Annotated in this window: 22 protein-coding genes; 12 read left to right on the top strand and 10 right to left on the bottom strand. The window is 63.8% G+C overall.

Features of this window, described 5'->3' with window-relative positions:
• The first annotated feature begins 65 nt into the window (after positions 1-65).
• Positions 66-746, top strand: coding sequence for a deoxyribonuclease V (gene nfi / locus KUW00_RS12340; protein WP_045991905.1), 681 nt, complete (start codon positions 66-68; stop codon positions 744-746).
• 33 nt (positions 747-779) lie between these two features.
• Positions 780-1,340 carry a DUF1415 domain-containing protein gene (locus tag KUW00_RS12335; RefSeq protein WP_124802480.1) on the top strand — a complete coding sequence of 187 codons (561 nt, stop codon included), beginning with the start codon at positions 780-782 and terminating at the stop codon, positions 1,338-1,340.
• A 40-nt stretch (positions 1,341-1,380) separates the two neighbouring features.
• Here the strand turns inward: KUW00_RS12335 and KUW00_RS12330 are convergent, their stop codons facing one another.
• Positions 1,381-2,256: an aldo/keto reductase gene (locus KUW00_RS12330; protein WP_108449693.1), complete on the bottom strand. Its 876-nt coding sequence runs from the start codon at positions 2,254-2,256 to the stop codon at positions 1,381-1,383.
• 249 nt (positions 2,257-2,505) lie between these two features.
• Here KUW00_RS12330 and KUW00_RS12325 point away from each other — a divergent pair, with 249 nt between their 5' ends.
• Positions 2,506-2,934, top strand: a complete 429-nt coding sequence (locus tag KUW00_RS12325; RefSeq protein ID WP_045991908.1) for an OsmC family protein — start codon at positions 2,506-2,508, stop codon at positions 2,932-2,934.
• Positions 2,935-3,046: 112 nt separating this feature from the next.
• On the opposite strand, the gene KUW00_RS12320 is transcribed toward KUW00_RS12325, so the two are convergent.
• Complete coding sequence (locus tag KUW00_RS12320) at positions 3,047-3,775, bottom strand: gamma-glutamyl-gamma-aminobutyrate hydrolase family protein (RefSeq protein WP_045991909.1); 729 nt, start codon at positions 3,773-3,775, stop codon at positions 3,047-3,049.
• Complete coding sequence (locus KUW00_RS12315; protein WP_108131539.1) at positions 3,768-4,763, bottom strand: amidoligase family protein; 996 nt, start codon at positions 4,761-4,763, stop codon at positions 3,768-3,770. Before KUW00_RS12315 ends, KUW00_RS12320 begins: the two co-directional genes overlap by 8 nt.
• A gap of 105 nt (positions 4,764-4,868) precedes the next feature.
• On the opposite strand from KUW00_RS12315, the gene KUW00_RS12310 reads away from it, so the two are divergent.
• Positions 4,869-7,214, top strand: a complete 2,346-nt coding sequence (locus tag KUW00_RS12310; RefSeq protein WP_213230335.1) for a mechanosensitive ion channel family protein — start codon at positions 4,869-4,871, stop codon at positions 7,212-7,214.
• Between the two features lie 259 nt (positions 7,215-7,473).
• Positions 7,474-7,749, top strand: a complete 276-nt coding sequence (locus KUW00_RS12305) for a glutaredoxin family protein (protein WP_052704282.1) — start codon at positions 7,474-7,476, stop codon at positions 7,747-7,749.
• 226 nt (positions 7,750-7,975) lie between these two features.
• On the opposite strand, the gene KUW00_RS12300 is transcribed toward KUW00_RS12305, so the two are convergent.
• The gene (locus KUW00_RS12300; protein WP_222569201.1) at positions 7,976-8,380 is read right to left on the bottom strand and encodes a VOC family protein; all 405 of its coding nucleotides are present in this window, start codon (positions 8,378-8,380) and stop codon (positions 7,976-7,978) included.
• 392 nt (positions 8,381-8,772) lie between these two features.
• On the opposite strand from KUW00_RS12300, the gene KUW00_RS12295 reads away from it, so the two are divergent.
• Both KUW00_RS12295 and KUW00_RS12290 read left to right on the top strand, forming a co-directional pair.
• A complete protein-coding gene (locus tag KUW00_RS12295; RefSeq protein ID WP_045991913.1) occupies positions 8,773-9,219 on the top strand; it encodes an antitoxin Xre/MbcA/ParS toxin-binding domain-containing protein in 447 nt (148 codons plus the stop codon).
• Positions 9,219-9,692 (top strand): RES family NAD+ phosphorylase, encoded by a 474-nt coding sequence (locus KUW00_RS12290; RefSeq protein WP_222569200.1) that lies wholly within the window; start codon positions 9,219-9,221, stop codon positions 9,690-9,692. Before KUW00_RS12295 ends, KUW00_RS12290 begins: the two co-directional genes overlap by 1 nt.
• 110 nt (positions 9,693-9,802) lie before the next feature.
• Here KUW00_RS12290 and cdd read toward each other — a convergent pair whose 3' ends face one another.
• From cdd to KUW00_RS12260, 6 genes are all read right to left on the bottom strand, one after another.
• The gene (gene cdd, locus KUW00_RS12285; protein WP_222569199.1) at positions 9,803-10,243 is read right to left on the bottom strand and encodes a cytidine deaminase; all 441 of its coding nucleotides are present in this window, start codon (positions 10,241-10,243) and stop codon (positions 9,803-9,805) included.
• Entirely contained in the window at positions 10,240-10,986 is a 747-nt protein-coding gene (deoD, locus tag KUW00_RS12280; RefSeq protein ID WP_045991916.1) for a purine-nucleoside phosphorylase, read from the bottom strand. The genes cdd and deoD overlap by 4 nt, the downstream gene beginning before the upstream one ends.
• On the bottom strand, positions 10,987-12,243 hold the full coding sequence (locus KUW00_RS12275; RefSeq protein ID WP_222569198.1) for a phosphopentomutase: 1,257 nt from the start codon (positions 12,241-12,243) through the stop codon (positions 10,987-10,989).
• Entirely contained in the window at positions 12,240-13,580 is a 1,341-nt protein-coding gene (gene deoA / locus KUW00_RS12270) for a thymidine phosphorylase (protein WP_108449686.1), read from the bottom strand. Before deoA ends, KUW00_RS12275 begins: the two co-directional genes overlap by 4 nt.
• Positions 13,580-14,368: a deoxyribose-phosphate aldolase gene (deoC, locus tag KUW00_RS12265; RefSeq protein WP_108131547.1), complete on the bottom strand. Its 789-nt coding sequence runs from the start codon at positions 14,366-14,368 to the stop codon at positions 13,580-13,582. Before deoC ends, deoA begins: the two co-directional genes overlap by 1 nt.
• A gap of 80 nt (positions 14,369-14,448) precedes the next feature.
• Entirely contained in the window at positions 14,449-15,714 is a 1,266-nt protein-coding gene (locus KUW00_RS12260; RefSeq protein ID WP_045991920.1) for a NupC/NupG family nucleoside CNT transporter, read from the bottom strand.
• 392 nt (positions 15,715-16,106) lie between these two features.
• Between KUW00_RS12260 and KUW00_RS12255 the strand changes: the two genes are divergently transcribed.
• The 5 genes from KUW00_RS12255 (at position 16,107) to cyoD (ending at position 21,667) form a co-directional block, all read left to right on the top strand.
• Positions 16,107-16,871 carry a DeoR/GlpR family DNA-binding transcription regulator gene (locus tag KUW00_RS12255; protein ID WP_045991921.1) on the top strand — a complete coding sequence of 255 codons (765 nt, stop codon included), beginning with the start codon at positions 16,107-16,109 and terminating at the stop codon, positions 16,869-16,871.
• Positions 16,872-17,743: 872 nt separating this feature from the next.
• On the top strand, positions 17,744-18,721 hold the full coding sequence (gene cyoA / locus KUW00_RS12250) for a ubiquinol oxidase subunit II (RefSeq protein WP_045991922.1): 978 nt from the start codon (positions 17,744-17,746) through the stop codon (positions 18,719-18,721).
• 3 nt (positions 18,722-18,724) lie between these two features.
• Positions 18,725-20,707, top strand: a complete 1,983-nt coding sequence (gene cyoB, locus KUW00_RS12245; protein ID WP_045991923.1) for a cytochrome o ubiquinol oxidase subunit I — start codon at positions 18,725-18,727, stop codon at positions 20,705-20,707.
• 2 nt (positions 20,708-20,709) lie between these two features.
• Positions 20,710-21,339: a cytochrome o ubiquinol oxidase subunit III gene (locus KUW00_RS12240; RefSeq protein WP_045991924.1), complete on the top strand. Its 630-nt coding sequence runs from the start codon at positions 20,710-20,712 to the stop codon at positions 21,337-21,339.
• Between the two features lies 1 nt (position 21,340).
• Positions 21,341-21,667 (top strand): cytochrome o ubiquinol oxidase subunit IV, encoded by a 327-nt coding sequence (cyoD, locus tag KUW00_RS12235; RefSeq protein WP_045991965.1) that lies wholly within the window; start codon positions 21,341-21,343, stop codon positions 21,665-21,667.
• Positions 21,668-21,671 lie beyond the last annotated feature (4 nt).

Below are 21,671 nucleotides of genomic sequence, written 5' to 3'. Positions count from 1 at the left end.
GGCGCGTAGTCTACCGCGAGCGGGTGGTGTCTTCAGCCACCGCAGGTCATCAACAGGGAGGTGACATGACCCAGCACCCCAGGACACGAGAGACTGCGCTGCACGACTGGGACCTGGCACCGAAGGAGGCCATCGCCTTGCAGCGTACCCTGGCAGGACGCCTGATACGCGAGGACGCCCTCGGTGAAGTGGAACACATTGCCGGAGTGGATATCGGCTTCGAAGATGGAGGCGACACCACCCGCGCCGCGGTGGTGGTGCTGTCCTGGCCGGGGCTTGCGCCGATCGAGCAGGTGGTGGCGCGTCAGCCGACGCGCATGCCCTACGTGCCGGGGCTCCTGTCCTTTCGTGAGATACCGGCGGCCCTGGCGGCCTTCGAACGACTCGACAGCCGCGTGGATCTGGTCATGGTGGATGGCCACGGCATCGCCCATCCCCGGCGCCTCGGGGTGGCGGCGCACCTTGGACTGTGGCTGGATCTGCCCACCCTGGGCGTGGCCAAGAAACGCCTGACCGGGCGCCATGGCGAGGTCCCCGAGGGGCGTGCGGAAAGTACCGACCTGATGGACGGCGACGAGCGCATCGGGGTCGTGCTACGCTCGCGCGCCGGCGTCAAGCCGGTGTTCGTGTCGCCGGGCCACCGGCTGTCGGTGGATTCGGCCAGGGCCTGGGCGGTGGCCTGCCTCGGCCGCTACAAGTTGCCCGAACCCACAAGGCTGGCCGACAGGCTGGCGTCACGGCGCTGAGCCGGCCTTCACTCAAGCATCCGAGAACTCGCCATGTCCGACACAGAGGTATCACCCGGCGTTGCGGCCACCGCAGCCTGGGTCGAGGAATTCGTGGTTGGCCTCAACGTCTGCCCCTTCGCCGGGCGTGAGGTCACACGCGGATCGATTCGCTATATCGAGGTCGACGGGCGCAGGCTCGAGGACGCCCTGGTGGCGCTGCTGGAGGCCTGCCACCACCTCGAGACGACACCCGAGGTGGAGACCAGTCTGCTGGTGTTCACCCGAGGGCTTGCCGACTTCGACGACTATCTCGACGCCCTGGCCATGGCCGAGGCATTGCTCGCCGACCGTGGCTACGAGGGCGTCTTCCAGCTGGCGAGCTTCCACCCTGACTATGTCTTCGACGGCGTGGATGATGATGATCCGGCCAACTTCACCAATCGTTCTCCCTGGCCGGTCTGGCATCTGCTGCGTGAAGAGGGTCTGGAAAGGGCGCTGGCCCACTATCCCGACCCCGAGGCTATCCCCGAGCGCAATATCGAAAGGTTGAGGGAGATCGGCAGCGACAGTCTGGCCGAGCGGCTGGCGGAATTGAAAGCGCGCTTTCGCTGAGCCGAAGGCGCACTCAGCTCTCTCATCAGGTTGGACCCACCTAGACGATATCCAGCGGCACCTTACGCTGTGGCGCCGGATACAGGGCGTCGAGTCGCGCAAGTGTTGCCTCGTCCAGGGTTACCTCCAGCGCCCTGGCGTTGTCGTCGACGTGCTCGGGGGAGGCGGCCTTGGGAATCGCGATGACCTCGTGCTGGCCCTCGACCGGTCGGATGGCCCAGGCCAGCAGCAGTTGCGCCGGGGTCAGGCCGAGGTCCGCGGCGAGCTCACCAAGTTGCGGGTCGGCCAGGGGATCTGCGCCGACGGCGCCGGCCTGGGCCAGCGGACAGTAAGCCATCAGCGGCATCCGTTGCCGGCGTTGCCATGGCCTCAGGGCAATCTCGATTCCCCGCGACGCCAGATGGTAGAGGACCTGGTTGACCGCGCAGTCGCCGCCACCGGGCAGGCGAGCCAGCGTCTGCATATCGTCCACGTCGAAGTTCGACACACCGAAGCGACGAATCTTGCCGGCAGCGACCAGGCGATCGAAGGCCTCCAGCGTTTCGTCCAGTGGGATGCTCCCCGGCCAGTGCAGCAGGTACAGATCCAGGTAATCGGTGCCCAGGCGCTCAAGACTCGCTTCGCAGGCGGCGATGGCGCTGTCGCGACCGGCGTTCCAGGGGTAGACCTTGGAGACCACAAACGCCTGGTCGCGGCGACCCTGGATGGCCTCGCCGACCAGGCGTTCGGCGGCACCGTCGCCGTACATTTCGGCGCTGTCGATCAGCCGCAGACCTCGCTCCAGCCCACGTTGCAGGGCGGCGATTTCCTGTCGCCGGGGCGCACGCCCTTCACCCATGTACCAGGTGCCCTGGCCCAGGGCAGGCAGGGCCTCGGCGGTGCTTCCGGTTTCCAGCAGAACCTTGGCAGTCGTCATGTCGCACACCTTTGCGGAATAGTTTTCCAGAGATGCGATCGACTATCGCAGCCATGACCGTCGGCGCGCAAGACGAGGCTGGACAGACCTCGGTACAAGATGCATGGTGAAGTCATCAGTTGTCCCGCCAGGGATGATTGGCCCCGCAGGTACCGCCCATCGATGGGAGGTGGCGGGGCGAGCGCCTCAGGAAGAGGCGCCACCGTAGTGTGTTTACCAGCCCGTGTATCTCAACTGGAAGGAGTCGTCATGAGTATCACCAACACCGCATCCGCGCAGTGGAAGGGCAGTCTCAAGCAGGGCAAGGGCGTTGTGTCCACCAACAGCGACGCGCTCAGCGATGTTCCCTATGACTTCAAGCAGCGCTTCGAAGGCCAGGCCGGGACCAATCCGGAAGAGCTGATCGGTGCGGCCCACGCCAGCTGCTATTCCATGGCACTGTCGATGATTCTGGGCGAGTCCGACCTTGAAGCCGACAGCATCGACACCAGCGCCGAGGTGACCCTCGATGAGGTCGACGGTGGCTTCGCCGTGACCAAGGTGCATCTGACCACTCGCGCCAGCATCCCCGGCGCCGACGAGTCGGTGTTCCAGGAGGCCGCCGAGAAGGCCAAGGCCGGCTGCCCGATCTCCAAGCTGTTGAACGCCGAGATCAGCCTGGACGCCAAGCTGGCCTGATCCGGCCGGGTCGCGTCAGCGACGTCGTTGCCACGATGTTGTTGCCACATGGAAAAGCCCGCCGATTGGCGGGCTTTTTCGCGCAGCTGCATTGACCCTCGAAGGCTCGTGCTCAGGAGGCGCTTTGCGTGGGACGTTCGGCGCGGGGTTCCGGTGGCACCTGGCGCTCGGCGTGGGGCTTTCTCGCCGCGTCGACCAGAGCGCGGATGAGTCGTTGCTGGGGGCGATTGAAGATCAGGAATTCCGGGTGCCACTGAACCCCCAGCAGGAAGTCGTGCTCACGGGACTCGATCCCCTGAACCAGGCCGTCCCGGTCACGTGCCACGATATCGACACCGCGACCGGTGTGTTCCACCGCCTGGTGATGAAGGCTGTTGATGCGACACCAGCTGACCCGCAGCAGCTGATGTAGTCGGCTACCCTCGACGATGTCAACGGTCTTGCGTGGCAGCACGGTGCGCCGGCGCTTGAGCCCTTCGTGGGTGGTGTAGATGTCGCTGTCCAGGGTGCCACCCAGGTGGACGTTGATCAGTTGCGAGCCGCGGCAGATACCGAGTACCGGTGTATTGCGCGGGATCTCGCGGGCCAGCAGCTCGAGTTCCAGTTCGTCACGTTCTGGATCGACGCGCACGTCGAGCTGCATCTCGCCGCCGTACAGATGCGCCTGGATGTCATCACCTCCGCCGACGATCAGGCCATCGAGCCGGTCCGGTCGTGGCCGCGACGGCGATAGCCTGAGCGGTTTGCCTCCATGGCGCCACACCGCGAACCAGTCGAAGCACCAGGCCAGCAGGCTCTTGTGGTCGGAGGTGGAAATACCGATCACCGGGCGTTCAGCCATCCTTGGAGTCTCCCTTGAGCTTGTGCTTTATCTTTTGCCACAGCGAGCTGTCGAGGTGACGGGCTCGATACTCCGCCATACGCTCATGCAAGGTCTCGGGCGCGCAGGCCAGGCGTTCTACCTCGAGCCAGCGGTTCCATTCGGTCACCGCGCCCCAGTCGGCTTCGGAAAGCTGAGCGTTGGGCAGACGGTAGTGAAAGGTGGGTCGCGGCTGGACAAGTTCCTTGCGAAACAGCTCGTGGGGATGGTCGGGCCTCAGGTGGGCGAACAACGGCAGCATGTCCAGATCGCGGTTGCGAGTGTCGTTGTCGGCCAGATAGTCATCGATCAACTGGTCGATATCGGGAGCATAGTCCTCGTCGAACAGCTTGAGGCAGTAGCGTTTGTGGAAGGGATTGGCGTGGGGCAGCACCTCCCGGGTGATATCGACCCGGATCTGTTCGCGCAGCCAGTCGGCGGACAGCAGGTAGGCGCGCAGATAGCGCAGGATGTCCTCGGCCTCGAGACTCGGGAGCTCCGGATTCAGATGCAGACCGAAACCGTACATCAGGCTGGCCTCGGTGCCCTTGGCGCCGTGCTCGCGCAGTCCGTCGAACAGCGCGTCGAGCTTGTCGAGCTCATCCCAGGGGACCGGGGGGCAGACGATCTCCGTCGGCACCAGTCCGGTGACCATGTCGCCAAGCAGCTCGCGAGAGCGACGGTCGAGGTCGCGGCGCATGCGATCCCAGTCGTCGCCGGGTGTCTTGGCCGCGTCCTCGGGTGATTCGGGGTGGACGTACTGAGAGTCCAGTTCGATCTTGAAGTCGCCCCACTGGGTGTCGCTGACCTTCATCCGGTGGGCGCTCTGGACCTCGATACGACCGTCGAACAGGGACTGGACCATCTCTGCGGTGGCCATGGGGTCCAGGCCGGCGAACTCGATTTCCACTCCCACCTTGCGGATGTCTCCGTCGGCGGTGGTGGGCTCGGGTGGCGCTTGAGCTTTCATGGCGGCATCCTGATAAGGCATTAGTGGGACGTTACTTCGCAGACTACCATAGGCGGTCACTTTTCATCGGCGGCGGCGCCGAGTCCTCACCGGCAGGGAGCACGAATGTTGCTGCATAGAAGTAAAATAGTTCACATATTTCAATGGTTTGTGCTTCTCTTTCTCATTGGGGCATGTATTTTGCCCGTTCAGGCGTCGGCCCAGGGCCTGGCGCTGGAGGCCCTGGCCGGGGGCGGTGAACAGGCCCCACAGGAAGCCTCCTCCGAAGAGCTGCAGCGATCCCTGGATACCCTGATCCAGACGCTGGAAAGCGACCAGAGCCGTCAGGAGTTGCTCGATAGCCTCAGGTCACTGCGCGACGCGGGCCAGGCCGCAGCGGAAACCGGCACCAGTTCCCAGGGACTGCTGGGGGCGCTTGCCGATACCTTCACCGAGCTTGGCGAGCAGGCCGAAGGGGCCGGTTCGCCCATGGCCCAGTGGCGCGCCAAGCTGGCGGAGGGCTGGCGCGATATCAATGGCCTGATCGCCGACACCAGCCATAGCGAGCTGGCCCAGTTCGCCGTGGAGTTCAGCATCCTGCTGACGATCTGGGGTGGCATGGTGATCATCCTGGTGGCGCTGGGGCGTTTGATCGGGTCCCGCCGGGGCTGGCCGATGGACCTGCCGAGAGAGCCCAAGGCGTGGCTGCTGGCGGCTCACTTTCTGCGCCGCATGCTGCCCTGGGCGCTGGCCTTTCTGGCGGTGCTGGGGGTGTCACAGCTGGTGCCCGGCAGCGCCGGGCGCACCGTCGTATCGGTGATCGCCTACGCCGCACTGTGCGGGCGCATCCTGTCGGTGGTGGTCGAGATCGTCATCTCGGTGTTCACCCGCGGGCATCGCTATACCGCGGTCAAGCTGCTGCAGCAGCGGGCTCTGCGTCCGCTGTTCGTCATCGGCGCACTGATCGCCCTCGGCGACGCCTTCAAGACCGAACGTCTGGTGGACCTGCTGGGGGTCGACCTGTCCTCGCTAGCCTCGGTGCTGGCCAATATCCTGGCCGCGGTGCTGACCTTCCGCTTCATCGTTCGCTTCAAGCGGCCGATCAAGCATCTGATTCGCAACCGCACCTACACCATCCGCAGCGATTGCTCGAGTCCCACCGAGGTCACTCGGGTGATCGGTCGGCTGTGGCATATTCCCGCGTTGCTGCTGGTGGGGGCCTCGCTGGTGGCGATCTTCGTCACCGGAGGCGATGTCGGTACCGCACTGGCCCGTTCGATCATCAACGCCGCCCTGCTGGTGCTGACGCTGGTGGTCACCGCGCTGCTGCGCCGCCAGAACGAGCGTCATGACCACAGCCGGGGTCGCCACCGCCACCACAGCGAGTATCGCCGCCGGCTCGAACGTTTCGCCTATACCCTGGGGCATGTGCTTGCCTGGCTGGTGTTCGCCGAGCTGTCGCTGCAGGTGTGGGGCGGCTCGCTGGTGGGCATCGGCCGCGAAGGGGTGGCCAGCGTGCGCATCGGCCAGGCGATCCTGGCGATCGCCTTTACCGTATTGCTGGCCTGGCTGGTGTGGATCTTCGCCGATACCGCCATCCAGCGGGCGCTGACCTCCTCGGCGCGCTCGCGCGGGCGTCGGGTCAACCAGGCGCGGGCCCAGACCATCACCCCGATGATTCGCAACGTGATCTTCGCAGCCATCGTGATCATCGCCTCCATCGTCGGCCTGGCCAATCTGGGGGTCAACGTGACGCCGCTGCTGGCCGGTGCCGGGGTGATCGGTCTGGCCATCGGCTTCGGCGCCCAGACCCTGGTGCAGGACCTGATCACCGGCATCTTCATCCTGATCGAGGACTCCCTGGCGGTGGACGACTTCGTTCAGATCAATGGCCACATGGGCACGGTGGAAGGGTTGACGCTCAGGACCGTACGCCTGCGTGACCTGGACGGCATCGTGCATATCCTGACCTTCTCGCGTATCGACTCCATTCATAACATGTCGCGGCAGTTCGGCGTGGCGCTGATGAAGATCCGCATTCCCTTCGACATGAAGATCGACGACGCCACCACCCTGATGCAGGAGACCGCCCGGGATCTGCGCCAGGATCCGATCATGCGCCACCACATCTGGTCACCGCTGGAAATGCAGGGTATCGATCGTTTCGAGGATGGCTGCGCGATCCTGCGGATGCGCTTTCGCACCTCGCCGGAAATGCAGTGGGACGTGGCCCGTGCCTTCAACATGCTGCTCAAGCAGCGCATGGAGGAGATGGGCGTCGAACTGGGCGCGCCGCGCCTCAGCGTCAGCATGGAAGGCCGTGGCGGCGGGCGTCTCGATGGTACCACCAGCGAGGGCGAGGCCGACCACCAGGGGCGCGATGCCAGCGGGCGCGCCCGAGGCCAGGCCGGGGTGGCAGACCCCCATCATCAAACCAGTGCTACCGGCGCCTCGCCCGATCCGGGGACCTGACGGCGTTGTGCTGTACCCCGCATACATTGCACTGAGGTGAGAAAAGTCGGGAAAGGCTGTCAGGAACTCGTGAGTGTCGACACCAAGTTAGCAAGTCGGGCGGCGGCAAGGTCTGGTACCAAGGCTCAGCGCCAAGGTTGAACCTCCGGAACGCGCCGTCGCCTGCACCAACTGTTTCGGGTGTCGTCGACTCTTGAAGGGAGTGACGTCACCGACCACATCGTCAACGAGCGGTATCACCCACGAGGGAGTCGTCACCATGACCGTTGCCAAGGATCTCGCGCTTTACCATTTCGCCCACTGCCCGTTCTGCGCCTTTGTGCGCCGTGAACTCGACAAGCTCGGCGTCGAGGTGGATATCCGCGACGCGGGCGCCAACCCGGCGCACCGCAAGGCACTGAAGGAAGGCGGCGGCAAGATTCAGGTGCCGTGCCTGCTGATCACCAATGAAGACGGCAGCGAGACCTGGATGTACGAATCCATGGACATCGTCGCCTACCTGAAGAAGCGCTTCAGCAAGGGAAAGGTGGCCTGAAGCAAAGCGTCTGACGTCGTGGGGCTCATGAACCCAAAGCGGCCTGAAGCAAGCGCGGCCACCACTTGGGACAAACGAGCCTTCGAATCGCGTGGCGTCACCGCCAGTCTCGCCACGCGAAAGACACTACAGCACGTCTGATGGAACCGATCTCAGGCAAGTCCAGCAAGCCTTGTGGCCACCAGTGGTGGCCTTTTTTGCGTCCGGCTGGCTGCGGCAGCTGCAGTCAATCGACTCCGTTTTCCAATCTCACATCGTCGGGGGGCGAGTCATCGGCGGGTGACACCAGGTGGATGATATTGCAGGGGCTGGTGATCCAGAACGAGTTGAATTCTTTCGGCAGCTGCTCGATCTCGTCGCAGCGCTGACAGCCACGCTGTTCGAGGTAGCTCGAGGCGGCCTGGATGTCGCTGGCCAAGATCTGAAGCCAGATCTCCGCCTGGCTCAAGTGCGGCTCGCGATCCAGCCACAGTATCTTGTCGCCGAAGGCAAAGCGCGGCGTCTCCCGGACACCGGGTGGCGTCAATTCCTCGAACTTCAGGATCTCGCGGTAGAAGGCAACGGTCGCCTCGTACTCGTGGGCCGGAATCTTCATGGCGATATTTTCGCCGGGAGAGAAGTCTGTGGTCATGGACCGTTACCTTGTTGTTTGAATTGAGGCGGGTACTTGGACGCAGGAGTTTGCGCCGTGATGGCCGCCACCCCGATGACCTGCACAGGGTGATGCAGCGCGGGTGACCCTCGTCCTGCCTCGCGGCCAAAGCGAACGTCACGTCTCGAGCGATTGTGGTGAGCCGGGCGGGGTCGCGCTGAACAGTATTGAGCATAGGCCGAATTGGCTCGGGCCGGTGCTGCCCGCTGGCGGTGACGCGTTCCGCTGTGTGGTGGCGAGTCGGCGAAAGTGCCCCCTTGCCGAGTTTGGGTCATATTGATGTTGGTAAAACTTCGATCTGATGTATGCTGAAGCGTACAGGTGGGAATGTTGCTGGCGCCGTGCCAGCGAGTGAGCGCCGGGAGAACGCGATGGAGCTTCTCGAAAAGGACCGTGCAGCGGGTGGCGGGGTGATGGCGCAGATCGACCTGCCCCGCGAGGTGTACACCGATTCAGCCGCTTTTATCAGAACCGTCAGGCAAGGGCTGCCGGGAAGCGTGCTCAAACAGGCGATCGATGCACTGTCGGCCGACCGCGATCTCTTTGTACGACTGCTGGAGACGGACTCCGGCAATCTGCATCGCTTCTACAAGCGCAAGGCGCTGGGGCGTGCGCAAAGCGAAGAAGTGCTCGACACGCTGAAGTTGTTTGTCGAGGTAGGTGAGGTGTTCGCTGACGAAGCGGTCGGTCATCAATGGCTGCACGCCGAGGTACCCGCACTCGCCGGCTCGCGCCCGATCGAACTCCTGGATACCTTTGCTGGCCGTGAACTGGTACGACAGGTGCTGCGCAAGATCAGTCACGGCGACTTCAGTTGATGAGGCTGTACCGTATCGCCCCTGAGCGTTTTCTGGCCAACCTGTCCGGGCGCGGTGCCAGCTATCACGATGGGGCGCGCTGGAATGACCCCGGCCATCCGGTGCTGTATTTCGGTACCAGTGCCTCCGTCGCCATGCTGGAAATGGGTAACTATATTCCAGACCCGCGCTTGGTCCCGAAGGATTTTCGCCTGGGCATCTATGACGTACAAAGCAGCGCCGTCGAGAAGGTCGGAGTCGATGAATTGCCTGATGGCTGGGACCTGTTTCCCCCTCCTGAACACACGCGGCGACTCGGTACAGCGTTCCTGTCGGCGGCCCGCAACTTGATACTGCTGGTGCCAAGTACCGCTGCTGCGGGCATTGATCAGGTGGCGATGGTGAATCCGCTGCACCCGGACATAGATAAAGTCTCGCTCATCGACATCCGGGCACGGATCTACAATCCGAGATTGTTTCAGGGCATCCAGTAGGGCTCCGGTTGCCGAGTCAGTTCGTTTGGCGCTCCGGCAGGTCTGCCAGGCAAATCGAGCCGATTCGGCAACGTCAGAGCGGACAACTCCGAGGTAGTGAATTCGCTCGCCTAGCTGGCGAAGGCGGAGTCCTTGCCCAGGTTTTCCGGCCCGAAGGAGTCCGGCAGCAGCTCGTCCATGGTGTAGCGCTTGAGCAGTTGGCCGTCCGCGTCCACCACCCGGATCAGGGTGTCGGGGGAGGAGAACTCGCGCAGGCGCTGACGGCAGTCACCGCAGGGGGTGCACAGATGCTCGCCGGGACCGATGACGTAGACCTCCTTCAGCCGGGTCTCGCCGCTGGTGACCATGGCGGCGATGGCCGAGGCCTCGGCGCACAGCCCCTTGTAGTGGGCGACCTCGACGTTGGCGCCGACGTAGCGGGTTCCCGAGTCACTGATCAGCAGGGCGCCTACAGGATGGCTGGAGTAGGGCACGTAGGCGCGGCCGCGTACCTCGATCAGCGCCTTGACGATATCGGCGTCGACGGTCTCTGGCGTCCTTGGATCGCTCATCGGGTAGTCTCCTGGCGGCTGGTTTGCTGGCGGTCGTCCTCGAGCACGGCCTCGAGGGCGATGGTCATCATCTCGTCGAAGCTGGTGGCGCGCTCGTCGCTGGAGAGGCTGTCGCCGTTGACGATATGGTCCGATACCGTGCAGATGGTCAGGGCGCGGGCGCCGAATTCGGCGGCGACGCCGTAGAGCCCGGCGGCCTCCATCTCGACGCCGACGATGTCGAACTTGCGCAGGCAGTCGATTAGCGCCGGGTCCGGGTGATAGAACAGGTCGGCAGAGAAGATGTTGCCGACCTTGACCGGGGTGCCCTGAGCGCCGGCAGCGTCCACGGCGGCGCGGGTCAGGTCGAAATCGGCGATGGCGGCGAAGTCGAGGCCGCGAAAGCGCGAGCGGTTGACGCCCGAGTCGGTGCTGCCGCCGAGGCCGATGATCAGGTCACGTACCTTGACGTCGTCGCGCACGGCGCCGCAGGAACCCACGCGGATCAGCCGTCTGGCGCCGAATTCGGTGATCAGTTCCTTGGCGTAGATCGATACCGAGGGGATGCCCATGCCGTGGCCCATGACAGAGATCTCGCGTCCCTTGTAGCGGCCGGTGTAGCCGTACATGTTGCGCACCTCGTTGACCAGGCGCGCATCCTCGAGAAAGGTCTCGGCGATGTATCTGGCGCGCAGGGGATCGCCGGGCATCAGCACGGTGTCGGCGAAATCACCACGTTCGGCCTTGATGTGGGGGGTAGCCATCTAAGCTCCTCGTCTATCCAATGCTCGTTTGCGCTCGATAAAGCTCTCACCGTCGGCCATGGGGGCAAGACCGAAATAGCTCGCCAGGCTCTGGCCGATGTCGGCGAAGCTCTGCCGACGCCCCAGCGATCCCGCCGGAAGCCCGGCGCCGCTGGCCAGTACCGGGATGAACTCGCGGGTGTGGTTGCTGCCTTGCCAGGTGGGGTCGCAGCCGTGGTCGGCGGTGATCACCAGCAGATCGTCGTCGGTCAGCCGTTCGAGCAGCGCCGGCAACTGTCGGTCGAAGGCTTCCAGCGCCGCCGCATAGCCGGAGACGTCGCGGCGATGGCCGTAGACCATGTCGAAGTCGACGAAGTTGGTCATGATCAGGCGCTGGGTGTCGCTCGCCACCGGTTCATCCATGGCCGCCAGGGTCGCCGCCATCAAAGCGTCATGGCCCGACGCCTTGATCAGACGACTGATGCCGCAGTGGGCGTAGATGTCGGCGATCTTGCCGATGGCCACGACCTCGCCGCCGGCGTCGTGAAGCTTCGACAGCACCGTGGGCGAGGGCGGCTCGACGCTGTAGTCGCGACGATTGCCGGTGCGCTGGAAGCTCGCGGCGTCGTCACCGACGAAGGGGCGCGCGATCACCCGACCGATATTGTAGGGCTCGAGCAGCCGCCGGGCGGTCTCGCACAATGACAGCAGGCGCTCAAGGCCGAAGCTGTCCTCATGGGCGGCGATCTGGAAGACGCTGTCGGCGGAGGTGTAGACGATGGGCTTGCCGCTGGCGCAGTGTTCTTCACCCAGACGGGCGATGATCTCGGTGCCTGAGGCGTGGCAGTTGCCCAGCACACCGGGTAGCGCCGCCTCCTCGATCAATGCCTTGAGCAGTAGCGGCGGAAAGCTCTGCTCCCTGTCCTCGAAGTACCCCCAGTCGAAGCGCACCGGGACCCCGGCGATTTCCCAGTGCCCGGACGGGGTGTCCTTGCCCGAGGACACCTCCATGGCGTGGGCGTAGGCGCCGTCGACCTCGCCCAGCTGGATGCCTGCGGCGCTGGCGCCGGTGGCCTCGCGGTGGGCGTGATAGAGCCCCAGGCGGGCCAGGTTGGGAAGTTGCAGCGGGCCGCGGCGGCCACGGTCGTCGGCCTGCCCGCGGGCACAGGCCTCGGCGATATGGCCCAGGGTATCGGCGCCGGCGTCGCCGAAGCGCTCGGCGTCGGGGGCAGCACCGATGCCGAAGGAATCCATCACCAGCACGATCGCGCGGCTCATGGTGTCTCTCCCGTTATCGAAGGATCGCACAAGGTCTCGTGCACCAGTGGCGGGGGCGTGCCCTCGTCGCCGAAGGTGAAGGCCTCGCGTACCCGTGCCGCGAGTCTGTCAGCGTCCGCCTGGCTGGCGGCGTGAATGCGCGCCAGCGGGGTGTGACGGTCGACCGTCTGGCCGATGGCGGCGATGGCGTCCAGTCCGACACGATGGTCGATGGCGTCGCCGGCACGGCGGCGCCCGCCGCCCAGCTCGACCACCGCCATGCCCAGCGCCTTGACGTCCTGGCGTGCCACCCGTCCCGGATGCTCGGCCAGGACGTCCTGGATCACCGGGGCCGGGGCGGGCAGGGCGCCTGCGTTTTCCAGCAGGTCGGTCGGTCCGCCAAGACCTGCCACCATGCGCTCGAAGCGCTCGGCCACGTCGCCGCTGGCCAGGCGTGCCTCGAGCTGGCGTTCGGCGTCCTCTTTGGACGTCGCCAGTCGGCCGGCCAGCAGCGCTTCCACCGCCAGGCGGCGGGTCAGCGTCAACAGCCGCGAATCGCGCTGCTCACCGCGCATGATCGCCAGGCACTCGCGTACCTCGATGGCGTTGCCGGCGCTTTCGGCCAGGGTCTGGTTCATGTCGCTGAGCACCGCCGTGGTCGGGGTGCCGGCACGTCGGGCGACGTCGGCGATGGTGGCTGCCAGGGTTCGGGTCTCGTCGTCGTTCGCCATGAAGGCGCCGTTGCCGATCTTGACGTCCATGACCAGGGCATCGAGGTTTTCGGCGAGCTTCTTGCCGAGGATCGAGGCAACGATCAGCGGCAACGAGGCAACGGTGGCGGTGACGTCGCGCACCGCGTAGAGGCGCTTGTCCGCCGGCGCCAGATCGCCGCTCTGTCCGACGATGGCCACACCGACGTCCTTGAGCAGGCGCTCGAAGGTGGTGCGCCGAGGAGTGACGTCATAGCCGGCGATGGCCTCGAGCTTGTCCAGGGTGCCGCCGGTGTGGCCCAGACCACGACCGGAGATCATCGGCACGTGGGCTCCGCAGGCGGCGAGCCAGGGGCCGAGGATCAGCGATACCGGGTCGCCCACGCCGCCGGTGGAATGCTTGTCGAGGATAGGCCCCGGCAGATCAAGCTGTCGGTAGTCCAGCACGCTGCCGGAGTCCCGGGTCGCCTCGGTCAGCGCCACCGTCTCATCCAGCGTCATGCCGTTGAGATAGGTGGCCATGGCGAAGGCGCCGATCTGCTCCTGACCGGCGCTGTCATCGGCGATGGCCATCACGAATTGGCGGATGGCCTCGCTGGACAGCGCCTGGCCGTCACGCTTGGCGGCAAGAATATCCTGCAACAGCATCAGTAGCCTCCGGACTGGCCCCCGCCGTCGACACCGACACCGGCGGTCATCAGCAGGTTGTCGAGCAGGCCCGAGGCGCCGAAACGGAAGGTCTCGGGACGGGCCCAGTTGGCACCCATGATCTCGGCGGCAAGCTCCAGATAGACGGCGGCGTCCTCGACGCTGCGAACGCCCCCGGCGGCCTTGAAGCCGACCGGGCGGTCCGCGTCGCGGATGACTTCCAGCATCACTCGGGCGGCCTCGGGCGTCGCGTTGACGGCGACCTTGCCGGTGGAGGTCTTGAGGAAGTCGGCACCACCGGCGATGGCCTGCTCGCTGGCCCGGCGGATCAACTCGGCGTCCTTCAACTCGCCGGTTTCCAGGATCACCTTGAGGGTGCGGCCGCTGGCGGCGGCCTTGCACATCTCGACCAGTTCCTGGCCGATCTGATCATCGCCATTCATGAAGGCGCGGTAGGGGAAGACCACGTCCACTTCGTCGGCACCGGAAGCCACCGCTTCGCGGGTAGCGCGGGCGGCTGCCATGACATCGTCTTCGCCGTGGGGGAAGTTGGTCACGGTGGCGATCTTGACCTGGCCGCTGAGGTTGTGGGCGGTGAGGGCGCGCCGCGCAGGCACCACGAACTGCGGATAGATGCACACCGCAGCAGTGTGGCCCAGCGGCGTCTTGGCCCGCTGGCACAGGGCCTCGACGACATGGTCGGTATCGTCATCGTTGAGGCTGGTCAGATCCATCAAGGACAGTGCCTGGCGAGCGATCACGGAGGGGTTGGTCGACTGGGGGGACATGGGAGGCTCCTGAAGTGGGACAGGCCGCCGCCTCGGGCGGCCGAAGATGTGAGGGCGGGCGCTGGATCCGCGACGTGGGATCAGGCGCCCAGGGTCATGAAGAAGCCGGCGATGCAGGCCGACATCAGGTTGGACAGGGTGCCGGCCAGTACCGCCTTGAGGCCATAGCGGGCGATGTCGTGACGACGGCTCGGGGCAATGCTGCCGAGCCCGCCGAGCAGGATGGCGATGGAGGACAGGTTGGCGAAGCCGCATAGCGCGAAGGACAGCACCGCGGCGGTGTGGTCGCTCATCACCTCGCCGGTGGCGGCCACGAGCTGCTCGCCGTCGATATAGGGGGCCAGGTTGATGAAGGCGACGAACTCGTTGACTACCAGCTTCTGGCCGATGAAGGACCCGGCCAGGGTCGCCTCTTCCCAGGGAATGCCGAGCAGGAAGGCCAGCGGCGAGAACACCCAGCCCAGGATCAGCTCGAGGCTGAGATCCTCGAATCCGACCCAACCACCGACGCCACCGAGGATACCGTTGAGCAGGGCGATCAAGCCGATGAAGGCCAGCAGCATGGCGCCCACGTTGGCCGCCAGTTTGAGGCCGGACGAGGCGCCACCGGCGGCAGCGTCAAGCACGTTGGCCGGCTTGTCCTCGTCCTCGATGACCTCGGAGACACGGTCGGCCTTGTCCGCCTCGGGATCGGTCTCCGGCATGATCAGCTTGGCGAACAGCAGGCCGCCGGGGGCCGCCATGAAGGAGGCGGCCACCAGGTATTCCATGGGGATGCCGAGTGCGGCGTAGCCGGCAAGCACCGAGCCCGCCACCGAGGCAAGGCCACCGCACATCACCGCAAATAGCTGGGAGGCGGTCATGCGGGCGATAAAGGGCCGCACGACCAGCGGCGCCTCGGTCTGGCCGACGAAGATATTGGCGGTGGCGGACAGCGACTCGGTACGCGAGGTGCCGAGCAGCTTCTGCAGCGCGCCGCCGAGCAGGCGCACGACCCATTGCATGATGCCCAGGTAGTAGAGCACCGCCGTCAGCGACGAGAAGAAGATGATGACCGGCAGCACCTTGACCGCGAACACGAAGCCGACGCTGTCGGCGTTGGCCAGGCCGCCGAACAGGAAATCGATGCCGTCGTTGGCGTAGAGCACCACCTGGCTGACGGCGTCCGATACGGTTTTCAGGACCTTCTGGCCAAAGGGCACGTAAAGGACGAAGGCCCCGAGACCAGCCTGGATCAGGAAGGCGCCCCCCACGGTTCTCAGGCGAATGGCACGGCGGTTGTAGGAGAACGCGACGGCGATGGCGATCAGGGTGGCCATGCCGACCAGGCTCATCAGGAGTGTCATAGGTTCCTTCGCCTCATCAAAATATGAACGTTGAAGAATAGATCATCGCACTTCGGGCCTGGTCTGGCGTCCCGCATCGCGTTGATAGCGGGCAATTGCCTCGAACGGGGCGGAAATCTCTTATGCCGAATGGGGTATCAGAACAGGAATTATAGAGGTGATGGGGCATGGCGGCGGCTCGTGTCGAGTGATTGTTGTCGAGCGGAATTGGCCGGCACGGGCTGGGCCCATCCGTCAATGAGTGTATAGTAACACTTGATGTGAGAAAAATAACATTTGTGCAGTGGCGTTTTCTTACCTGCCCGGGCACTGGCTGAACCCGGTAGTTCAGGGCATGCTTATTGAAAAACGACGGCAGCAAGCCATGACCGTCGAGGCGCGGGGGAGAATCCATGAATCAGCGCAGTATTCAGCGACAGGAGCGCCTTTTGCAGGCGCTCGCCGGAGGCGGCAGCCTGAGGCTGGCGGACGCCGCCATCCTCTGCGGTGTGTCAGAGATGACCCTGAGGCGCGACGTGTCCACCAAGGACAGCCCTCTGATGCTGATGGGCGGGCATCTGGTTCGCCGCGACGACCCCCACTTCACGCCAGTCTACGACCTGGAAACTCAACAGGATCGCGGCGCCGATATCAAGGCGCGTCTGTGTCGCCGCGCCAGTGGCTACGTGGAAGACGGCGATACCCTGTTTATCGATTGCGGCACCACCCTGGTGCCGATGATCGCAGAACTGGCCAGCCGACGAGACCTGACGGTGGTGACCTACGCCCTTAACGTGGCCAATGCGGTCAGCCATTTCGATGGCATCCGACTGATCCTGCTGGGCGGCGTCTATCAGGGCGTCTCCCAGTCCTTCGACGGCGATGACATCGCCCGCCAGGTCCGGGGACTCGGCATCAATCGCGCCTTTCTCTCCGCCGCCGGGGTGCATGCCGCACGGGGCCTGAGCTGCTTTCACTTTCATGAAGTGGCGCCCAAGCAGGCCGCCATCGAAACCGCCGCCCAGCGGATCCTGGTATTCGACGACAGCAAGTGGGGCGTGCTGCGTCCCGCCTTCTTTGGCGCCCTGATCGACGCCGATGTCATCATCACCCACGGCGAGGGTGCCGCAGGCCTGTCACGTACGCCGGAAGTGGCGTCTCGGCTGGTTCATCCCTGATTCCCCGGTTTCGGTTTCTTGCCCAGCGTGGATCCTTGGCTTGTGGATTCTTGTCTTGTGACTTCTTGTCTTGCGGATCATTGGCCTTTCAGTCTCTGACGGCCTTTCTCGATAGTGGTCCCCTGGGCGCACGGTTGCGCCTCTCGTTGTGGTCTGTCCCTTCTGCTCGAGCCTTCCCTTGGCCCCCTTGCTGATCTGGCCCTCGTCGCCGATTCGCTCTTTTATGACCAGGCCCTTGGTGAGCCGGCCCTTCCTTATCGATCCTCCCTTATCTGTCCCTTCCTTGTCTGACACTTCACGGTTTGGCCCTCTCGGCATCGTCATCGCTTTCGTCCTGGCGTTGGGGCGATGGCGTCGGGGGAAATAACGTCAGGCGATAACGTCAGACGATAGCGTGGCGACGGATATCGTTCTTTTCCATCAGATCGCCTTTCCCATGGGGGTGGGGTCCGGCCTCGCTGACACGGTTCCTGGTGGTGCTTCCTGGGTGTGGTGTTGGGTCGCAGGGCAGGTTCTGCTGGCCCAGGCAATTGGCCATTTGTGCACTGTTGCGACGTCTTGGTGCGACAGATCAAGGAAAGGTGCGACACCCCTGCGGCAAATCGTCGCTTCTCAAGTCTGGTCGCTCTGTCGACAATACGCCCCGGTCGCATTCCATCTACTTCTTTTGTTCAGGTGTCGACGTCTTGTCGTGGTACCGAGGCAGGGTAGGGGATGCGAAATTTTGCGGGTCTAGTCCGTGGTTCGGCACATTTCATGCAACTTTTGCCAAAGGTGCATGCAATGTTCCACCTCAGCGGCCCCTGCACATCGCGCGAGCCTGAGCTCGTAATCTCTGGTATTCCGCCTCCAAGCCCTGACGAGGTTGCTACATGAGAAGAAAGTCGTACCTGCGCGTGCTCAGCGTTGTGCTGATGCTGGCGCTGCCCCTGTTGCTGGCGGGCTGCGAATCGGCGCTGCTCGACCCCAAGGGGGAGATCGGCCGTGAGCAGCGTACCTTGATCCTCACCGCCTTCGGTCTGATGCAGATCGTGGTGGTGCCGGTCATCGTGCTCACCCTGTGGTTTGCCTGGCGCTATCGCCGTGGCAACACCGATGCCACCTATTCACCCGACTGGGCCCATTCGACCAAGATCGAGGCCATCGTCTGGTTCATTCCCTGCGTCATCATCGTCTTCCTGGCGCTGTTGACCTGGTACACCTCCCACAGTCTCGACCCGCACCGCAGTCTCGAGGCCAAGGAAGGACAGAACGAGCCCATGGAAATCCAGGCCGTATCGCTGGACTGGAAGTGGCTGTTCATCTACCCGGAGCAGGGCATCGCCACGGTCAACGAACTGGCCTTCCCCGAGGACACTCCGGTGCGCTTCCGGGTGAGCTCCGGTTCGGTGATGAACTCTTTCTTCATTCCGCGCCTGGGTAGCCAGATCTACGCCATGGCCGGCATGGATAACGACGTTCACCTGATCGCCGAAGAGCAGGGCGTCTATCCGGGCCGCTCCACCAACTACAGCGGTGCAGGCTTCTCCGAGATGACCTTCGACGCCCACGTGGGTTCCGTCGAGGACTTCGAAGAGTGGGTGGAGAAGGTGCGTTCCTCGTCCGATACGCTGACCTTCCCCGAGGAGTACTACGATCTCGCCACGCCAAGCGAGGACAACGAGGTCCAGTACTTCTCCGAGATCACCCCGGCGCTCTATGAGCGCATCATCAAGAGCTTCCTGGCCGGCGGCAAGCATGCCGAGTTCGTCGAGACCTACGGCGGCGTGGTCAACGGGCACGGCGCAGGCGGCCATGGCGACGAGAGCGAGTCTCACGGCGAGTCCATGAGCGCAGAGGCAGCGGAGTAAATCATGTTTGGAAAACTGACGTTAGACTCGATTCCGATCCAGGAGCCCATCATCATGGTGGTGGCGATCGGTATCGCCCTGGGCGGGATCGCCGTGGTCGGCGGCCTGACCTACTTCAAGAAGTGGGGCTATCTGTGGCGCGAGTGGATCACCTCCGTCGACCACAAGAAGCTCGGTATCATGTACTTCCTGGTCGCGCTGGTGATGCTGATCCGTGGCTTCGCCGACGCCATCATGATGCGTACCCAGCAGGCCATGGCCTCGGCCGGAGCCGAGGGCTATCTACCGCCTGACCACTATGATCAGATCTTCACCGCCCACGGTGTGATCATGATCTTCTTTGTCGCCATGCCCATGGTCATCGGTCTGATGAACCTGGTGGTGCCGCTGCAGATCGGCGCGCGCGACGTGGCTTTCCCCTTCCTTAACAACTTGAGCTTCTGGCTGTTCGTTGCCGGTGTCATCCTGGTCAACGTCTCGCTGGTGGTCGGTGAGTTCGCCGCGACCGGCTGGCTGGCCTACGCGCCACTATCGGGGATAGAGTACAGTCCCGGCGTCGGGGTGGATTACTGGATATGGGCGTTGCAGATATCTGGCATCGGTACGACCCTGACCGGTATCAACTTCTTCGTCACCATCCTGAAGATGCGCACCAAGGGCATGACCCTGTTCCGTATGCCCATCTTCACCTGGACGTCGCTGTGCGCCAACGTGCTGATCATCGCGTCCTTCCCGATTCTGACCGCGACCATCGCGATGCTGACGCTGGATCGTTACCTGGGGACTCACTTCTTCACCAACGATTTTGGCGGCAACATGATGATGTACGTCAACCTCATCTGGGCCTGGGGCCATCCTGAGGTGTACATCCTTATCCTGCCGGCATTCGGGGTGTTCTCCGAGGTCATCGCGACCTTCGCTCGCAAGCGGCTGTTCGGCTACGGCACCATGGTGTGGGCGACCATCGCCATCACCTTCCTGTCGTTCATCGTCTGGCTGCACCACTTCTTCACCATGGGGGCCGGGGCCAACGTCAATGCCTTCTTCGGCATCATGACGATGATCATCGCCATCCCCACCGGGGTGAAGGTATTCAACTGGCTGTTCACCATGTACCGCGGTCGTCTGGAGTTCACCTCTCCGGTGCTGTGGACCATCGGCTTCATCATCACCTTTACCCTGGGTGGCATGACCGGTGTGATGCTGGCGGTACCGGCGGCCAACTTCGTGCTGCACAACAGCCTGTTCGTCATCGCCCACTTCCACAACGTCATCATCGGCGGCGTGGTGTTCGGCATGCTGGCGGGTCTGACCTACTGGTTCCCGAAGGCCTTCGGCTTCACCCTCGACGAGAAGTGGGGCAAGCGCTCCTTCTGGTTCTGGCTGACCGGCTTCTACGTGGCCTTCATGCCGCTGTACGTTCTCAGCTTCTTCGGTGCCGTGCGTCGCATGCAGTCCTATGACAACGGCGCCTGGCAGCCGTGGATGATCATCGCCTGGATCGGCGCCGTGCTGATTCTGTGTGGTATCGCCTGCACCGTGATCCAGTTCTACGTCAGTATCCGTGATCGCAAGAAGAACCAGGACGTCACCGGCGATCCCTGGGATGCGCGTACCCTGGAGTGGGCGACCTCGTCTCCCGCACCGTTCTACAACTTCGCGCATCTGCCCGAGATCAAGGACATCGACGACTTCTGGAACCAGAAGCAGGCCAACGGCGGCAAGGCCGGCGTGTCCAAGGGACCGTACAAGGACATTCACATGCCCAAGTACACCTGGGAAGGTCCGGTGATCGGTCTGATCTCCGCGGTCTTCGGCTTCGCCCTGGTGTGGCATATCTGGTGGCTTGCCATCGTGACCGCACTGGGCATGTTTGCCACCTTCATCGCGCGTATCTTCAACGATGACGTCGACTACTACGTGCCGGCCGCGGAAGTCGAGCGTATCGAGCGCGAACACCAGAACCGTGTGGAGATGCAGGCATAACCATGGCAACCGACACCCTCAACCAGCAAGGTCATGCCCACGGGCATGACCATGATCACGACCACGACCATCATGATGCCGCGGGCACCAAGGTCTTCGGTTTCTGGGTCTATCTGATGAGCGACCTGGTGATCTTCGGGTCACTGTTCGCCACCTACGCCGTGCTCCTTCGGGGCACGGCCGATGGTCCGACCCCGGGCGAGATCTTCCAGCTCCCGTTCATCCTGGTCGGGACCTTCCTGCTGCTGTTCTCGAGTTTCACCTACGGCATGGCGGTGCTCGCCATGAACGCCAATCAGGCATCCAAGGTGATGAAGTGGCTCGGGATCACCTTCCTGCTGGGCGCGGCCTTCGTGGCGCTGGAACTCTATGAGTTCCGTCACCTGATCCATGAGGGCTTTGGTCCGGATCGTTCAGGCTTCCTGTCGGCCTTCTTCCTGCTGGTCGGTACCCACGGTCTGCACGTGACCGCCGGTCTGATCTGGATCCTGGTGATGATGATCCAGGTGAAGCAGCGTGGTCTCGACGATATGGTGCGTCCGCGCATCATGTGTCTGAGCCTGTTCTGGCACTTCCTGGACATCGTCTGGATCTGCGTCTTCTCCTTCGTCTACCTGATGGGAGCCCTGTGATATGAGCGGACACGCCAACGACCATCACAGCCATGGCAGCGTCAAGTCCTATGTGATCGGCCTGATCCTGTCCATCGTGCTGACCGTCATTCCCTTCGGGGCGGTGATGACCGGCGCCTTCGACACCTTCGCGACGTTGATCGTGATCGTCGGTACCGCGGTGGCTCAGGTGCTGGTGCAGCTCGTGCTGTTCATGCACATGAACACCAAGGCCGATGAAGGCTGGAACTTCATGTCCTTCGTCTTCACCGTGGCGATCCTGGTTCTGGTCATCGGAGGTTCCCTATGGATCATGTACCACCTGCATCGCAACATGATGATCGGCTGACGCC

The organism is Halomonas sp. DP5N14-9 (assembly GCF_019802175.1).
Taxonomy (GTDB): Bacteria; Pseudomonadota; Gammaproteobacteria; order Pseudomonadales; family Halomonadaceae; genus Halomonas; species Halomonas litopenaei.
This window is presented reverse-complemented; position numbering and strand designations above follow the sequence as displayed.

Excerpts from the sequence above, each read along its gene's own strand:
- nfi (WP_045991905.1), top strand. The coding sequence starts at position 66 with ATGACCCAGCACCCCAGGACACGAGAGACTGCGCTGCACGACTGGGAC.
- KUW00_RS12310 (WP_213230335.1), top strand. The coding sequence starts at position 4,869 with ATGTTGCTGCATAGAAGTAAAATAGTTCACATATTTCAATGGTTTGTG.
- deoC (WP_108131547.1), bottom strand. The coding sequence starts at position 14,368 with ATGTCCCCCCAGTCGACCAACCCCTCCGTGATCGCTCGCCAGGCACTG.
- KUW00_RS12290 (WP_222569200.1), top strand. The coding sequence starts at position 9,219 with ATGAGGCTGTACCGTATCGCCCCTGAGCGTTTTCTGGCCAACCTGTCC.
- KUW00_RS12305 (WP_052704282.1), top strand. The coding sequence starts at position 7,474 with ATGACCGTTGCCAAGGATCTCGCGCTTTACCATTTCGCCCACTGCCCG.
- KUW00_RS12260 (WP_045991920.1), bottom strand. The coding sequence starts at position 15,714 with ATGACACTCCTGATGAGCCTGGTCGGCATGGCCACCCTGATCGCCATC.
- KUW00_RS12255 (WP_045991921.1), top strand. The coding sequence starts at position 16,107 with ATGAATCAGCGCAGTATTCAGCGACAGGAGCGCCTTTTGCAGGCGCTC.
- cdd (WP_222569199.1), bottom strand. The coding sequence starts at position 10,243 with ATGAGCGATCCAAGGACGCCAGAGACCGTCGACGCCGATATCGTCAAG.
- KUW00_RS12240 (WP_045991924.1), top strand. The coding sequence starts at position 20,710 with ATGGCAACCGACACCCTCAACCAGCAAGGTCATGCCCACGGGCATGAC.
- KUW00_RS12275 (WP_222569198.1), bottom strand. The coding sequence starts at position 12,243 with ATGAGCCGCGCGATCGTGCTGGTGATGGATTCCTTCGGCATCGGTGCT.
- KUW00_RS12325 (WP_045991908.1), top strand. The coding sequence starts at position 2,506 with ATGAGTATCACCAACACCGCATCCGCGCAGTGGAAGGGCAGTCTCAAG.
- KUW00_RS12335 (WP_124802480.1), top strand. The coding sequence starts at position 780 with ATGTCCGACACAGAGGTATCACCCGGCGTTGCGGCCACCGCAGCCTGG.
- KUW00_RS12315 (WP_108131539.1), bottom strand. The coding sequence starts at position 4,763 with ATGAAAGCTCAAGCGCCACCCGAGCCCACCACCGCCGACGGAGACATC.
- KUW00_RS12300 (WP_222569201.1), bottom strand. The coding sequence starts at position 8,380 with ATGACCACAGACTTCTCTCCCGGCGAAAATATCGCCATGAAGATTCCG.
- cyoB (WP_045991923.1), top strand. The coding sequence starts at position 18,725 with ATGTTTGGAAAACTGACGTTAGACTCGATTCCGATCCAGGAGCCCATC.
- KUW00_RS12330 (WP_108449693.1), bottom strand. The coding sequence starts at position 2,256 with ATGACGACTGCCAAGGTTCTGCTGGAAACCGGAAGCACCGCCGAGGCC.
- cyoD (WP_045991965.1), top strand. The coding sequence starts at position 21,341 with ATGAGCGGACACGCCAACGACCATCACAGCCATGGCAGCGTCAAGTCC.
- deoA (WP_108449686.1), bottom strand. The coding sequence starts at position 13,580 with ATGCTGTTGCAGGATATTCTTGCCGCCAAGCGTGACGGCCAGGCGCTG.
- KUW00_RS12295 (WP_045991913.1), top strand. The coding sequence starts at position 8,773 with ATGGAGCTTCTCGAAAAGGACCGTGCAGCGGGTGGCGGGGTGATGGCG.
- deoD (WP_045991916.1), bottom strand. The coding sequence starts at position 10,986 with ATGGCTACCCCCCACATCAAGGCCGAACGTGGTGATTTCGCCGACACC.
- cyoA (WP_045991922.1), top strand. The coding sequence starts at position 17,744 with ATGAGAAGAAAGTCGTACCTGCGCGTGCTCAGCGTTGTGCTGATGCTG.
- KUW00_RS12320 (WP_045991909.1), bottom strand. The coding sequence starts at position 3,775 with ATGGCTGAACGCCCGGTGATCGGTATTTCCACCTCCGACCACAAGAGC.